This window comes from Porphyromonas sp. C0041D3, assembly GCF_056590575.1.
In genome coordinates, this window is record NZ_JBWPWJ010000009.1 from 37855 (window position 1) to 52589 (window position 14735).

Consider the following 14735-nt stretch of genomic DNA (forward strand, 5'->3'; position numbering starts at 1 on the left):
CTACTCGCTCCTGCGCTCCTCGTCCTCAAAGACTCGGTGCACCTCCTCCACGTCGCTGAAGTGGTGCCGTACCCCATTGATCTCTTGGTAGGTCTCGTGTCCTTTGCCGGCGATGAGGATGATGTCTCCCGGCTGTGCCATGGTGCAGGCGGTGCGGATCGCCTCACGCCGGTCCACAAGGCGGAGCGTGGAGGCGAGCTGCTCCTGCGAGAGTCCCTCGCAGAGGTCCTCAAGGATCTGCCGCGGATCCTCGTCGCGGGGGTTATCCGACGTGAGGATCAGCAGGTCGGAGTACTTCGCTGCGGTGGCGGCCATGATGGGTCGCTTGCCCTTGTCGCGGTGTCCTCCAGCCCCGACGACGGTGATGACGCGTCCGTGGTGGACCCGCTGCAGGTCGGTGAGCGTGGTGAGGACATTGTCCAGCGCATCGGGCGTGTGGGCAAAGTCGACCACCGCGTAGTATCCCCGCTTGGAGGCGAGGGTCTGGAAGCGTCCCGTCACCGCTGTCAGGGTGCTGATCTGGCGGAGGGTCTCCTCCTTAGGTGCCCCGAGCAGTCGCGCTGTACCGTAGACGGCGAGGAGGTTGTAGGCATTGAAGGCTCCGACCAGTCGCACCGAGATCTCCTCCCCGTCGATGATCAGGTCCGTTCCGTCGAGATGCTCCTCGAGGAGCCGTCCCTTATAGTCCGCACTTCGCTTGAGTGCGTAGGTGTGGACTTGGGCGCAGGTGTTCTGCACCATCACCATCCCATTCGTCTCATCGAGGTTGGTGAGGGCAAAGGCCTCCTCCGGCAGTTCGTCAAAGAAGATCTGCTTTGCCCGGAGGTAATTGGCGAAGGTCTTGTGGTAGTCGAGGTGGTCCCGGGTAAGGTTGGTGAAGATCCCGCCGGCAAAGGTGGTCCCACCGATGCGGTGCTGGTGGATCGCTATCGAGGAGACCTCCATAAAGGCGTAGCTGCAGCCTGCCTCCACCATCTCGTGGAGGTACCTCTGGAGTGTCAGCGCATCGGGTGTGGTGAGGTGGCTCGGTGTCGTCTCATCGTCGATGCGGACGCAGACGGTGGAGATCAACCCCACGCGGTAGCCCAGCTTGCGGAAGAGCTCATAGAGGAGTGTGGCGATGGTGGTCTTGCCATTGGTCCCGGTGACACCGACGAGGCGGAGCTTGTCGGACGGGTGGTCGTAGAGATTGGCCGCCACATCTCCCAGGATCACGTCGGTGTGCTCGACGCGTATGTAGGCGATCCCGGGGCGATACTCGTCGGGGACGGTCTCACAGATGACCGCTGCGGCACCGCGGTCGAGTGCCTGATCGATGAATCGGTGTCCATCGGTCACCAGACCGCGCAGGGCGACGAAGAGGTCCCCCTTGCCCACGGAGCGCGAGTCGGCGCAGATCTGCCCGATCTCGATGCTGTCCTCCCCGGCGATCAGCTCGTGGGGGACGCCCCGCATGATTTTACTGAGTTTCATTACCTATTGTGAGATAAAGTGATGATTTTATGACTTTGGCTCTCCGAGGGTGAGGCGGATCGCTCCCCTACCCCTCAGAGCGGTGCCGGGGGTGAGCGTCTGGTGGAGGATGTACCCTCCCCGACCGCTGCAGGTGACACTCAGCCCGAGCGTCTCGCAGAGGTAGAGGGCATCGGAGGTGGCCATACCGACGACGTTGGGCATCGTATTCATCCGTATGCTCAGGTCGCTGAGGCGCCGGAGACTATCCTCAGGGAGGTAGCCGACCCAGTCAGCGCTCCCCTTGGGCCGCTTGATCCCCGTCATGTGAGCCGCCTTCTCCACACCGCTGCGGAGTCCTCCGCCCATGACGTGGGTAAAGACGGCTGTGGAGTCGCTCTGCACATCGCGGAGGCGGATCTTGTGCTGGGTGGCGCTCACCTGCTCGGCTATGCTGCGGATCACCGCACCGGGCGCAGCGGAGAGATTGCCCTTATAGGGTGCGTTGATCACCACCATACAGGAGTACTTAGGCTTCTCGGCCGGGAAGTAGGCGGCAAAGGAGTAGCGGTGCCGATTATTCATATACCGTCCCGCCGCATCGATGCACTGGGCGGTGCCGGACTTGCCGGAGACGGTCACATTGGGCGTATTGATCCGCTTCCCCGTACCCTGGATCACCACGCCTCGGAGTATGCTCTGTAGGGAGTCGATGGCCGCCCGTCCGGCGATCTGCTTATTGATCACCTGTGGCTCACGCTCGTAGTAGGTGCCGCCCTCACCGGTGACGCGGGAGACGAGGTAGGGCTCCATCATCTTGCCCCCATTGGCAACGGCATTGAAGAAGCGGAGCGTATAGATCGGAGGCATCTGGACGCTGTAGCCAAAGGAGACCCACGGCAGAGTACCCGGCCCCCAGTCCTTGATGTCTGCCACCCGGGCGACGGCGGTGCCGGGGATCTCAAGTCGTATGGGGGAGAAGATATTCATCCCCATGAGCTTATTGTAGAAGTCCTCCGGCCGCTTTTCAAACCCCCTCAGCACCGTCTTAGCAACGCCGATATTGGAGGACTGATACATCGCCTCCCGCACCGTGACGCGACCGAAGCCTCCCCCCTTCCAGTCCACGATCGTCAGCCCCTTTCGGTAGGTGTAGCGCCCGCTGCCGGTATCGACGGTGTCGCTCGGCGTGACGTAGCCCTCGTCGAGGGCGGCGAGGATGGAGATAGCCTTGAAGGTCGAGCCCGGCTCCAGCAGGTCTGCCAGCGCGTGATTGGTCCGCTCGATGTAGTGTCCCTCACCCGCCATATCGAGATTGGAGAGCGCCTTGATCTGCCCCGTCGCCACCTCCATGACGATGGCGCAGGCCCAGGTGCCGCCATACTCCTCGAGGGCGCTACGTAGTGCCCGCTCGGTGATGTCCTGTATGGTAACGTTGATCGTCGTGTAGACGCTCATGCCATCGGTGGGGAGCTTGATCGGGTCGCGGATCCAGCGTGGGGGGACAAAGATGAAGGCGTCCAGCCCCTGCTTTCCGCAGAGGACGGAGTCAAAAGCGAGCTCCAGACCGCTATTGCCGTGCGTGATGCCGAGGCTGTCGGGGTCGCGCCGGAGGCTGCCGATGGTGCGCTGGGCGAGCGAACCGTAGGGGCGTATGCGGCGGATGTACCGGGAGGTGGTGAAGCCGGATACATTGCGATTGCGGGTGCGGAGGTAGGGCATCCGGAGCATCTCCTGCAGCTCGCTGTGGGTCACCTCGCGCGTGGCGACGCGCCATGAGCGGCTCCGCTTATTGTATCCCTGCATCAGGTGCTGGCGATAGCTGGCGGCGGAGCGGTCCTTGAGGAGGCTGGATAGTTGATAGGCGAGGCTGTCGACATTGGCGGTGAAGAGGCTGTCGACGAAGCCACCGGCACGGAAGTCTATGCGGGTGTCGTAGTAGGGGACGCTGATCGCCAGCGGGTGGTTCTCATCGGAGTAGATATTTCCCCGGAGTGGCTGAGAGGGCTGATTGGCACGGCGCATATTGGCATTGAGCTTACGCCATGCGGGGGCATCTGTCGTGGCGGTGAGGAAGGTCCTGCCAAAGATGAGCACCGCCGCCACCAGTAGCATCCCGCCGATGATCCTGTAGGTCCGGTAGGACTGCCGCAGTCTGTGTCTCTTCTGCTGCTCTTGCTTGGATAGCTTCTGCTCCGTCTCTTCCATCATCTATATCGCCTCTCCCACCGGCTATCGGTCGATGATAATGGGAGGATTCTTGGGGATGGAGATCTCCAGTCCTTCCTCGCTGACGCGACTCTCTATGGCGGACAGGCGACGGGCGCCCATCAGCGTCGACGAGGTGGATACGTACTCCATCCTCAGCTCGGTGATCTCGCGGTCCAGTCGGTCCACCTTGCTCTTCTGTCGCAAGCTGTGGTACGAATTGAAGATACTGACGAGGCAGAAGAGTGCCACTGCCACCACCCATCTCATGGTCCGCGTATTCATCGAGCGAACCAAGTACTTCCCCTCCCAGAAGTCGCCTAAGCGATCCAGGAAGGTCTGACGATTGAGCTTAAACTTGGGCTTCTTTTGCCTATTCCTCTCCATCATATTCTACTTTGAGCAAAGGTACCGATTTCGCCTTACAATGATGCGCCCTACTCCACACGATCTGCAGGGGGTGACGCATTTGAGTAGCACAGAAGTCAATCTACTCATTGCGAAGAGTGGGGAGCGGGCATCGCAAACGACCCCAGCGACCCCGCAAGGGTGTCGCACTATCAAGTTTGCCGGGGAATGCGATGACCGGAGAGGAGGCGTCGGGAAAGGGAATTTCTGCTCGGCGACCCGCAAGGGGTCGAGGGGATCAAGGAGGTGTCGGCACATCGGTCACCGCTTCGCGGATGACCGATGCCTATGGAGCGAGCACCCTTCGGGTGCCTCACGAATGAGCCCACCTCGGTACATGATTAACCTAATGCTCAAGTGCGTCGCCCCTGTACACGATATGCAGGGGGTGAAGGAATAAAAGCTGTGTAGAATCGGGCCCTCTGCTGGGTAGCTGAGGATCCGCCTCTATGCTTGAGCAGGGGAATGATTAGGACTTGAAGTGGTGCCAGGCTGCCTCCGCCTGAGCACGGAGCATGGTGAGGCCATTGGCGGTGCGGCAGCCGTGCGCCAGCCCCTCCGCGAGGAAGGGGGGCACCTCCGGCTCGTAGGTGAGGTCGATGAGTAGCTGCCCGGCGTGGAGTGCGTCGTAGGGCAGGGGTGGCTTGGCGCCGGGGTACTTGGCGCTGCCGAGTGGCGTGGCATGGACAATCAGTGGCGTGCGGGCGAGCTGCTCCGGGGTCAGCTCCTCGTAGGTGAGCCCCCGGCTCCTCGATACCGTCTCGGAGGGGATGCCCAGCTGCTCAAGAGACACCCGCACGGCCCTTGAGGCGCCACCGCTGCCGAGGACCAGCGCACAGCCGGGGAGGGTCCCTTCCCCGATCTCTTCCCTGAGCGAGACGGTAAAGCCCTCCACATCGGTATTGTAGCCGGTGAGGATCCCATCTCGGCAGGTGACACAATTGACCGCTCCCACAGCCGATGCCGACGGATCGAGCCGGTCGAGGTAGGGGATGACGGCGGTCTTGTAGGGTGTGGTGACGTTGAATCCGTCCCACTGGGCGGTACGGCGAATTTCTGTGAAAAAGGGACCCACCTCCGGGCGGTCGATGAGCCTGTAGGTGGAGCCTTCGAGCCCCTCTCTCTGGAAGATCTCGGCGAAGAGCTCTGGGGACCGGCTGTAGCCGATGTCACGCCCAAGGAGACCGAGGTGGTAGACTCTCTTCATCACACCGAGGAGCAATTACGACTTTACCTCACCCCAGCTGCTGCGGTCGAGCTTGCGGTAGTTGACCGCCTCGCCGATGTGGTGGGTCAGCACCTCGGGGGATCCCTCCAGGTCGGCAATGGTTCGCGACACCTTGAGGATCCGGTCGTAGGCCCGCGCCGAGAGCCCGTAGTGGTCCATGGCGCGGCGGAGGAGCTCGCGCCCGGCGGAGTCGATGTGGATGTACTCCTTCATCAGGGCGGGAGTCATCTGGGCATTGGTGTAGATGCCGGGGATCTCCCTGTAGCGTGCCGCCTGTATGGCGCGCGCCTGCAGTACCCGCTCACGGATCACGGCGCTCGACTCGCCCGGCTCTCTCGACGAGAGTGCCTCAAAGGGGACCGGCACGATCTCCACCTGTATGTCGATGCGGTCGAGGAGAGGCCCGGAGAGGCGCCCGAGGTAGGCGGAGATCTGCCCGGGGAGGCAGGTGCAGTCCTTTGCAGGATTATTGTAGTTGCCGCAGGGGCAGGGATTCATCGATGCCACGAGCATGAAGGAGGCGGGGAAGGTGATCGTGCCTCGGGCTCGTGAGACGGTGACGATCCTGTCCTCGAGCGGCTGCCGCAGCACCTCCAGCACGTGGCGGGAAAATTCCGGCAACTCGTCCAGGAAGAGCACCCCATTGTGCGCCAGCGAGATCTCGCCCGGCTTGGGGTAGGTGCCGCCTCCGACCAAGGCGACCCCGGAGGTGGTGTGGTGGGGGGAGCGGAAGGGGCGCCGCGTCATCAGTCCGCTGTCGGGAGGCAGCACGCCGGCGACGGAGTGGATCATCGTCGTCTCGATCGCCTCCTCCTTGGTGAGCGGCGGGAGGATCGCCGGGAGCCGCTTCGCCATCATCGACTTGCCGCTACCGGGCGCACCCACCATGAGGATATTGTGATTGCCTGCCGCAGCCACCTCCATGGCGCGCCGCACCTCCTCCTGCCCCTTCACGTCCGCAAAGTCGAGCATACTGTCTATCGAGGTGACGAAGTCCGCCTCCGTGGTCTGGTCGCTCACCACCTCGAGCGTCCCGGTGCCGGAGACGAAGGCGAGCACCTGCGTGAGCGTGTCGGCGGCGTAGACGGTCAGCCCGTCGACGACTGCCGCCTCCCGCGCATTGGCACGCGGGACGATGATGGCGCGGAAGCCATCCCGCACCGCATTGATCGCCATCGGGAGGATGCCGTGGATCGGCTGTATCCGGCCGTCGAGGGAGAGCTCCCCCATCACCACCACGCGCTCCAGAGGGGTTAGGTCGAGGGGGCACATCAGCCCGGCGAGGACGACGGCGAGGGGGAGGTCGTAGGCGGCACCCTCCTTCCGGATGTCGGCGGGGGACATATTGATGATGTAGCGTCTCCGCTTCCAGCTGATGCCGGACTCCAGTAGCGCCGCCTCTACCCGCTCTCGGCTCTCCTTGACCGCCGTATCGGGCAGTCCGACGAGCGTGTAGCGCACCCCGTCCTGACACTGTGCCTCGATGGTGATCGTGGTGGCAGAGAGGCCATTGACCGCCTGTCCGTAGATCTTGGCCAAGGCGTGAGAGGGGTCTCTCTCCTCAGCCCCCTCGCCGGGGTAGCTGAGGTCGTCCGATAGCTCGATCATTTTCTCTTACTCTTCTTCAGTGGGATGGTGTCGTGAGCGAGGATGTATCGGGTCAGCTCGGTGAGGTCCGAGGGACGATCGATGACGCTCATCAGCGTGTCTATGACGAAGTAGGCGGGGAGCCTCTCCGCCCCGAGTGTGGTGGCGATCGTCGATGCCTCGCCGATGCTGTCGCTGACGAAGCGGGTCCGCCGGTCGGACGAGGGGAGGAAGGGTGCCGCCTCCTCTTGCCCGATCAGCAGTAGGAGACTCTTGACGCCGAGGCTGTCGGCGGTGTGGTAAAAGGGGCGGAGCAGCGTGCTGTCCATATCGCTCTCGCAGAGGGCCATCACCGCCATGAAGTGATCCGGCTTGATGAAGGCCTTTGTCTCTCTCTCCTCTCTGCCAAAGCGGTCGGGGAAGCGGCTGAAAGAGGTCTCGCGACTCAGCCCGAGGGCAGTCAGGAGGTCGGTGTGGCTGTACTGCGCCGCGGAGAGCAGTCCCCTGAGGAGTGATGGCTCCTGATCGGGGAAGCGCTGCAGCCCGTCGAGGGCGTAGAAGAGGCTGAGCCGACGGCCGGTCATCCGCCCGTAGAAGTCCCTCAGGTCGGGCGTGATGCTGTCGCCCGCCTCGGCGATCAGTCGCTTCCACTCAATCAGCTCATCGGCGTAGCGCGCTCCCTCGATCTTGCCGGGGCGGTACTTCAGCTTGGTGGTGTCGGGGATCAGGACCGTCTCTATCAGTCCGGTGGTGTCGGTGAGCACGAGGAAGTCAAGGGTGTCGCGGTCGAAGCGCGCCTTATACCTTCCATCGATCGTGTCGATCCTGATGGCGGTCGTGCCGTAGGTGTAGAGCAGTGCCGGCTGCGTACCGGGACGGAGGTCGACGGCGAGGGGACTGCCGGCCTGATCCTTGCGGCTGCAGCCGACGAGGATCAGTAGCAGGGTGGCGAGGAGAAGGAGAGTGGGCTTACTTTGCCTCATAAGATGGTAGAGTGATGGTGTCGTAGATCAGTGCACGCTCCCGGTCGGGGATGTCGTACTTGGCCAGGAGCGTCAGGAGTGCCTCGAGGCGGGGGGCGTTGCCGGGCTTCGTATGGAGTGCCTGACGGAGAAGGGCGATGCCCTCGGTCCGCTCTCCTGTCGCGAGGAGTGCGACCCCCTCGTAGAGCGGGAGCGAGGAGGAGTGGGCGCGCTTGACCGCCTCCTCCGCCCGGTCCACCTCGAGGAGGAGGGTACAGAGGGTCTCAGAGATCTCCCTATCCTCCCCGTCGGCGAGGAAGTCCGCCTTGTAGGCCGCCTGGAGTGTCTCCTCCGGCTCTCCCCGCTCTCTCAGCAGCCGGACACGCTCCGCCACCAGCCGGACCCTTCCCGGACCCTCCACCTGATCCTCCGCCTTGCGGATGAAGTCGATCGCGTCGCTCTTCCGACCCAGCTTCACCAAGAGTGAGGCGACCTTCTCTGCCGTACTGCTGCGCATCCCCTCCTCGTGGATCGCCTCCTCCAGTGCGTGGAGAGCCTCCTCGTCCCTCTCGTCCATCATATAGACCACCGCTATGCCGCGCCACACCTCCCCAGAGTGACTTCCATAGTCTCGCTGTGACCGCTCGTAGAGCCGCCCCGCCCAGCCGTAGTGACCGTCGTGCGCCACCCGCAGGGCGAGGTCGCAGAGCTGCTCTTCGGTATAGAGGTCTGCCGCGCGGGTGAAGGGCCCGTCGAGGACGAAAGGATGTCCCTCAAAGGGATTGATGAAGTCGCCCGCATCGCTGTAGAGCGTGTAGAAGCGGTAGGCCCCGAAGAGGAAGTCCCTCATCTGCTCCCGTAGCGTCATCGGTTCGCTCTCCCCGAGGGAGACCCCTTCCGGCAGGTCCATCTGCGGGATCATTCGGTCGAGCCCGGGGATGAGGGAGAAGGAGTAGCGGTCGGAGGAGATCAGGCGCCGGCCACCGAAGAGTGCTTTGCCCCAGTTGGTCAGCATCCTCACATTGCCCTCGATCAGGTCGGGATGGGTGGGGATGTAGGGGTAAAACCAGTGGGCAGGGCTGCCGAAGAAGGGGAAGCCCTTAAGGTTTTTCACCGACGAGTACTCCATGTCGAAGCGGTCCTTCTGCATATCCCCCAGCCGTCCCATCGCATCGGCGAGGAGTCCCTCTATCTCATCGTCCCGCTGCTCATCGAGGCTGTGGTAGAAGTTTTGCACCTGATCCTCCATCGTCGCCCCCGGCATACCGCGCAGGTGCTCCCCGAGTCCCTGCAGCTTGGGCAGCACCTCCTCGGTGAAGATCCGGTCGTTGCGCTCCGTGGCGTAGGTGTCGAGGAGCACCTCCACCGCCATATGGAGCTCTTCCCGAAGGCGTCTCAGGGCGGCGAGCCCCCGCTCCGCCAGGTCGGGGTAGAAGTGGAGGATCTCCCTCTGATGCCGTCGCCCGCCCATCAGTAGGGCAGGCAGGGCGATCGCCACCTCCGCCGGCTCGCGATCCTCCAGCACCTCGATGAGGAGGGTCAGCTTGGCGGGGTCATACTCCTCGCACAGCCCCACGGCGAGTCCCGAGAGCAGCATGTGCCGCTCCACCCTGTCGGTAGAGCGCCGTATCGCCTCACAGTCCGACTCCGTCAGCCGGTTGGTCGCCCAGAGGTAGTCAAAGAGTCGGTCCAGCCGGTCGTAGTAGCCCGGCTCCTGCCTCGTCAGGGGGTGCGCCAGGTCCGTCGCAAGGTCGTACCCCTCCCCGAGACGTCGCCTGGCATCTATGCAGCTCGGGGGCAGACATCGCTCTACATCCCGAGCCTCGCGGATCAGCATACGTAGCTCTCGCCCGATCTTGCGGAGTATCTCGTCGCGGGAGGGATCCTCGGCCCCCTTGGCATAGTAGTCGCAGAGGAGCCGATAGGTCTCTGTCAGCTCTCTGAGCCGGGGGCTGTCGCCCGTGGGCGTGCCGTCAAGCATCTCAAAGGCCCGGGCGTAGTGACCGCTCAGGGTATCCTCGATGAGCTGTCTGCCCCGGGGTGCGTTGTAGTCGGTCATCTCGTTTTCCGAGGGGGAGTAGGGGTGTCTCATAGGCAGGGCTTAGGACTTCATTACGTGGAGGGGATCGATGTAGAAGAGGAGGCTGCAGGCGAGGAGGAGCAGACCGATGATGATGGTGGCGATGCGGCTACCCTTTCGCCCCAGGGCACGGAGCCATATCTGCGCCTGGGGGTTGGAGAAAAACCACTCTCTATTGGCGATGCCGACCCAGAGAGCCAGCAGCCCGGGGAGGACAAACATCCCCACCACCGAGAGCTCTATCAGCAGCCTGGCCGTCATCGGGGCACTTAGTCGATGGTGAGGCGGCGCGCCTGCCCGTCGTTGATGATCTCAATGTGGAGCGTGAGCGCCTCCTCGTCGAGGAGCGGAGTGACCACCTCGGGCCACTCGATGAAGCAGTACTCGCCACTGTCGATGTACTCCTCGAGGCCGATGCGGTAGGCGCCCGCTAGGTCATCGAGCCGGTAGCAGTCGATGTGGTAGATGACGCTGTCGTCAGCGGTGTGGTACTCATTGACGATCGCAAAGGTGGGGCTGCTGGTCACCTCCTGGATTCGGAGGAGCTTGCAGATCTCATCGATGAGCGTCGTCTTGCCCGCTCCCATAGGCGCATCAAAAGCCCAGACGCGGTGGTCGCCAAAGTTCTCCAGCAGCTCCTTTGCCACCTCGGGGAGTTGGTCGAGTGTATAGGTGATGTCGTACTTCATAAGTGGTCACAATCTCTTCCCACAAAAGTAGCCATTTCCCCCCTAAAGACCTTTGCAAAATGGTCTTTCGCCGAAAAAGCACCGCTTTTTCGGCAGGGACTTTGCAGAATGCCCCAGATGCAAGGAACTGAGAGTGAGGGCGAAGGGAGTGTGCTTACGCACATGACCAAGCCCGAATCTCGAAAGTGACGCCGCAGATGGGGTATTATGCAAAGGTCTCCCCTATTCTCCCTCCTCTCCCGGGCGGTAGATCAGGGGTGACGCATCTGAGCAGCACAGAAGCCCATCAACTCATTATGAAGGGTGGGGAACGAGGCACCCCGGCAGGGGTGCACGCTGTTTAGCTGTAAGTTTGTCACAGGATCGTTGAGGGGCTTTTGAGCCCCGCTCAAAAGCCCCTCAACGCCACTCAAACAAAGGAGATAAATCTTTTGGGAGCTGGTGCTCCTGACAGCAGGGTTAGTATCGTATCTTTGTTGTATGAAGAGCGGCACTAACCGACTGAGAGGATGGTAAACCATGTTTTTAGCAGGGATTGAAAAATCCATACCGGGCTACGGACCTCCTCTCGGTCAAGCTGTTAAAAGCCAGATAAATAGATAGGAAGAACCTAATTACAGCTTTTGCCTAAAACAGCTTTTGTCGCTTAGTACCGCTCAAACCAAATGCATTCAAAGTTATGAAGAAAACTCTATTTATCGGCATTGACTTTGCCAAAGCGAATTTTGTCGCTTCTGCTCTTCTTGATGAGGATCCGGATCCGGTTTGTCTGCCCAAGTCCTTCTCCAATGATGATAAGGGTGCTAAGGCACTCGTATCGTGGATCGTAAAGCTCCTCCCTGAGACGTGCTCACTCTCCGATGTGCTGGTCTGCGGGGAGCATACCGGGAGCTATAGTCTCCTCCTGCCACGGAGGCTTTTTGACGCCGGCATCGACTGCTGGCTGGAGAACGCCGTCTGTATCAAGAACGGCTCCGGCAGGATCGTCCGTGAGAAGTCTGACTCAGCGGACGCAACCATGATCGCCGAGTATGCAAGGACTTTCTATCAGAAAAGGGTCAGACTCTTTGTCCCCGAAAGTCCGGTCCTCTCAGAGCTCAGGGAGTGCAACGACATCAGACGACGTCTCGTGAAGGAGCAAGCGGGGCTGATGTGCAAGAAACGTGATGCCGAAGTCCGTATCAAGGCCAAGCCCGGCAGCAAGACCATCATGATGAATATAAAAATTCTGGAGAGACAATTGGCTTACATCAAAGAGCAGCTCGCCAAGGTAGATCGACAAATGTACAGCCTCATAAGGTCTGAAAAGAAGCTCTCCGGGATCTATGATATCATCGTCAGCATCAACGGTGTGGGACCGGTAACTGCTATCGCTTTGATTGTCCTCACGAGCGGCTTTACGACATTTGACTCCAAGAGGTCTCTAGCCTGTTTTCTCGGCATAGCCCCCTTCAGAAGCGAGTCCGGCACGTCCATACAACACGGCTCCCATAGGAGCAGGCAGGCTGACTCCTACTACTCGGGACTTCTGTATATGGTCACCGTCACAGCCATGAATTGGAATCCTGAGATCGCCCTCTACAGGGAAAGGCTGCTCAAAAAGGGCAAGCCGAAGCTCGTCATCATCAATAACATTAAGAATAAACTGATCACTATAATATGGGCTATGGTGAAGAACGACACCTTATATGATCCCGATCACCACCTCAAAGTAGCTCAACAATATCAGACCGCATAAAATTTCTACCCAAAAAGTTTGGTGGTTAGCATAAATAGCCCGGGTGTCAAGGAGGGGCGCATGCCCCGACGAAGACCCCGGGATGTCTCGGTGGAAAAAATGCTCCACGACCCCGCAAGGGTGTCGCACTATCAAGCTTGCCCGTGGAGTGCGACACCCTGACGGGGTCGTATATATAAGGCATATCGCCGGTAACCCGGAGTCTTCGGGGCTTCGCCCCTCGACATCCGGGCTAAAGACCGGTGATCCCTCCGGGACTTCGCCCCTGCGGGATCGGCAGGCGTGTGCATTAGGAGAGGAGTCTCGCACCTCAGATCTCCTCTGTAAAGCTCAAATGCGTCACCCCCCCCTGGGCGGTAGATCCTCCGGGGCGCTATGCCCGAGTCGGACGAGTCGTGAGGCACCCGAAGGGTGCTCGCTCCATAGGCATCGGTCATCCGCGAATCGGTGACCGATGTGCTGAGACCCGCTCCTACCCCATCAACTCCTTGTGGGTCGCCGAGCAGATCCCTCCCCCGATTATGCCGGGTGGGCCCCCTGGCGGATAGGGGCGATCACTAATACCGATATTAGAGATTTCTTTTACCGGTATTAGTGATCTCTAATATCGGTATTAGTGAATTCTAATATCGGTATTAGGTGACGCCCTGTTTTTGGGACGGGTCGGACGGGTCGCAACGCACCCCGGAGGGGTGCTTTCTTCATGGCCCGGGTGTCGGAGGGGCGCCGCCCCGACGACCCTGGGTAAGCATAGCCTATTTAATCCCCACGACCCCGCCAGGGTGTCGCTCGTAATGGAGAGCTCCTAGAGGGACCGACCCCCTATCGGGGTCGTATATAGAGAATGTTGCACGAAGTGCCATTCTCGCACATTTGTTTCAAATGTGCTGAGACTTTGCACGAAGGATGAGATGCAAGGCGCTGAGGATGAGGTCGAAGGGAGCGTACTCACGTACGTGACCAAGACCGAATTCCGAAAGCAACGCAGCAGACCGCCTTCGTGCAACAGTCTCATATATGGCGTATCGCAAGCAACCCGGCGTCGTCGGCACTTTGTGCCTTGACCACCGGGCTAAGCAAAACGGACCCCTAACGGGGTCCCCCCTACGGGGTAGCCCGCTTATCGTCTCCCCCGGTCTTAATCTTTAATGGAATATGGTCTGCGAGGGACAAACCCTAAACGACTTTTTGTTATGAAAAAGGAAAGTCTTAATCCTTGTTTTAATGGAATATGGTCTGCGAGGGTCAAATCTGTGAAGACCTGTGTGTGAGCCCTTTACGACCAAAAAGACCGCAGAAACCGAAAATTTTGAGGGAAAACATGTACCTCTGAGTGCAAATATACAAAGGTTTTTCGAATTGATTGTACAACGTGTCATCTCTACCTTACAATTTTTGGATTTTCGGGTATTTTCCACCGCTGATTATGCCCCTGCCAAGGCGTGACGCACTCAAGCCTTAGGGTAATTGAGAATGTTGCACGAAGTGCCATTCTCGCACATTTGTTTCAAATGTGCTGAGACTTTGCACGAAGGATGAGATGCAAGGCGCTGAGGATGAGGTCGAAGGGAGCGTACTCACGTACGTGACCAAGACCGAATTCCGAAAGCAACGCAGCAGACCGCCTTCGTGCAACAGTCTCATATATGGCGTATCGCAAGTAACCCGGGGTCGTCGGCACTTTGTGCCTTGACCACCGGGCTAAGCAAAACGGATCCCTTCGGGGGCCCCCCTACGGGTATGCCCGCTTATTGTCTCACAGTCTTAATCCTTGTTTTAATGGAATATGGTCTGCGAACTGAACCATTCGGATCACCCCTTGGCGGTCAGACGTCTTAATCCTTGTTTTAATGGAATATGGTCTGCGAGACGTCACGTATCTACTCTAGATGGTGAGCCTCTAAAGTCTTAATCCTTGTTTTAATGGAATATGGTCTGCGAGAGCATTGCCTTCGATATGTTCAACGACCGCATCATGTCTTAATCCTTGTTTTAATGGAATATGGTCTGCGAGTTCGCTTCGTGCGACTGAAGAGCGGGATGGTGAGGTCTTAATCCTTGTTTTAATGGAATATGGTCTGTGAGCAACGTCTATGACGGCGGAAAGGTAGTCGACACAGCGGGTCTTAATCCTTGTTTTAATGGAATATGGTCTGCGAGGGTCAAATCTGTGAAGATCTGTGTGTGAGCCCTTTATGACCAAAAAGACCGCAGAAACCGAAAATTTTGAGGGAAAACATATACCTCTTAGTGCAAATATACAAAGGTTTTTTGAATTGATTGTACAACGTGTCATCTCTACCTTAGGCTAATTCGCATTTTGATGTGCTGGGAGGGGGAGGAAAAAGAGATTACCTTTGTTGAGGAGACAATAGATAAGGGA

10 protein-coding genes and 1 CRISPR repeat array are annotated in these 14735 nt (G+C 59.7%); of the genes, 1 reads left to right on the forward strand and 9 read right to left on the reverse strand.

The features are described from left to right. The 9 genes from AC1EKE_RS07165 to tsaE form a co-directional block, all read right to left on the reverse strand. The gene (locus AC1EKE_RS07165; RefSeq protein WP_480308849.1) at positions 1-1473 is read right to left on the reverse strand and encodes a UDP-N-acetylmuramoyl-L-alanyl-D-glutamate--2,6-diaminopimelate ligase; all 1473 of its coding nucleotides are present in this window, start codon (positions 1471-1473) and stop codon (positions 1-3) included. Between the two features lie 27 nt (positions 1474-1500). Beyond that, positions 1501-3663: a penicillin-binding transpeptidase domain-containing protein gene (locus AC1EKE_RS07170; RefSeq protein WP_480308850.1), complete on the reverse strand. Its 2163-nt coding sequence runs from the start codon at positions 3661-3663 to the stop codon at positions 1501-1503. A 21-nt stretch (positions 3664-3684) separates the two neighbouring features. Then, a complete protein-coding gene (locus tag AC1EKE_RS07175) occupies positions 3685-4050 on the reverse strand; it encodes an FtsL-like putative cell division protein (protein ID WP_480308851.1) in 366 nt (121 codons plus the stop codon). A gap of 487 nt (positions 4051-4537) precedes the next feature. Then, positions 4538-5275 (reverse strand): shikimate dehydrogenase family protein, encoded by a 738-nt coding sequence (locus tag AC1EKE_RS07180; protein ID WP_480308852.1) that lies wholly within the window; start codon positions 5273-5275, stop codon positions 4538-4540. A 15-nt stretch (positions 5276-5290) separates the two neighbouring features. After that, positions 5291-6904: a YifB family Mg chelatase-like AAA ATPase gene (locus tag AC1EKE_RS07185; RefSeq protein ID WP_480308853.1), complete on the reverse strand. Its 1614-nt coding sequence runs from the start codon at positions 6902-6904 to the stop codon at positions 5291-5293. Continuing rightward, on the reverse strand, positions 6901-7866 hold the full coding sequence (locus AC1EKE_RS07190) for a hypothetical protein (RefSeq protein WP_480308854.1): 966 nt from the start codon (positions 7864-7866) through the stop codon (positions 6901-6903). Before AC1EKE_RS07190 ends, AC1EKE_RS07185 begins: the two co-directional genes overlap by 4 nt. Then, positions 7853-9937, reverse strand: a complete 2085-nt coding sequence (locus tag AC1EKE_RS07195; RefSeq protein WP_480308855.1) for a tetratricopeptide repeat protein — start codon at positions 9935-9937, stop codon at positions 7853-7855. The genes AC1EKE_RS07190 and AC1EKE_RS07195 overlap by 14 nt, the downstream gene beginning before the upstream one ends. A 9-nt stretch (positions 9938-9946) precedes the next feature. Beyond that, positions 9947-10186: an Imm17 family immunity protein gene (locus AC1EKE_RS07200; RefSeq protein WP_297128828.1), complete on the reverse strand. Its 240-nt coding sequence runs from the start codon at positions 10184-10186 to the stop codon at positions 9947-9949. 8 nt (positions 10187-10194) lie between these two features. After that, positions 10195-10614 (reverse strand): tRNA (adenosine(37)-N6)-threonylcarbamoyltransferase complex ATPase subunit type 1 TsaE, encoded by a 420-nt coding sequence (gene tsaE / locus AC1EKE_RS07205; protein WP_480308856.1) that lies wholly within the window; start codon positions 10612-10614, stop codon positions 10195-10197. 679 nt (positions 10615-11293) lie between these two features. Here tsaE and AC1EKE_RS07210 point away from each other — a divergent pair. Next, complete coding sequence (locus tag AC1EKE_RS07210; RefSeq protein ID WP_480308857.1) at positions 11294-12352, forward strand: IS110 family RNA-guided transposase; 1059 nt, start codon at positions 11294-11296, stop codon at positions 12350-12352. Between the two features lie 1761 nt (positions 12353-14113). Next, a CRISPR array of direct repeats spans positions 14114-14508; the repeat unit is 33 nt; unit sequence GTCTTAATCCTTGTTTTAATGGAATATGGTCTG. Positions 14509-14735: the final 227 nt, after the last annotated feature.

What these genes read in the sequence shown, in the direction of transcription:
- AC1EKE_RS07190 (WP_480308854.1), bottom strand. Translation starts at nt 7,866, where the DNA reads ATGAGGCAAAGTAAGCCCACTCTCCTTCTCCTCGCCACCCTGCTACTG.
- AC1EKE_RS07175 (WP_480308851.1), bottom strand. Translation starts at nt 4,050, where the DNA reads ATGATGGAGAGGAATAGGCAAAAGAAGCCCAAGTTTAAGCTCAATCGT.
- AC1EKE_RS07200 (WP_297128828.1), bottom strand. Translation starts at nt 10,186, where the DNA reads ATGACGGCCAGGCTGCTGATAGAGCTCTCGGTGGTGGGGATGTTTGTC.
- tsaE (WP_480308856.1), bottom strand. Translation starts at nt 10,614, where the DNA reads ATGAAGTACGACATCACCTATACACTCGACCAACTCCCCGAGGTGGCA.
- AC1EKE_RS07170 (WP_480308850.1), bottom strand. Translation starts at nt 3,663, where the DNA reads ATGATGGAAGAGACGGAGCAGAAGCTATCCAAGCAAGAGCAGCAGAAG.
- AC1EKE_RS07165 (WP_480308849.1), bottom strand. Translation starts at nt 1,473, where the DNA reads ATGAAACTCAGTAAAATCATGCGGGGCGTCCCCCACGAGCTGATCGCC.
- AC1EKE_RS07210 (WP_480308857.1), top strand. Translation starts at nt 11,294, where the DNA reads ATGAAGAAAACTCTATTTATCGGCATTGACTTTGCCAAAGCGAATTTT.
- AC1EKE_RS07195 (WP_480308855.1), bottom strand. Translation starts at nt 9,937, where the DNA reads ATGAGACACCCCTACTCCCCCTCGGAAAACGAGATGACCGACTACAAC.
- AC1EKE_RS07185 (WP_480308853.1), bottom strand. Translation starts at nt 6,904, where the DNA reads ATGATCGAGCTATCGGACGACCTCAGCTACCCCGGCGAGGGGGCTGAG.
- AC1EKE_RS07180 (WP_480308852.1), bottom strand. Translation starts at nt 5,275, where the DNA reads ATGAAGAGAGTCTACCACCTCGGTCTCCTTGGGCGTGACATCGGCTAC.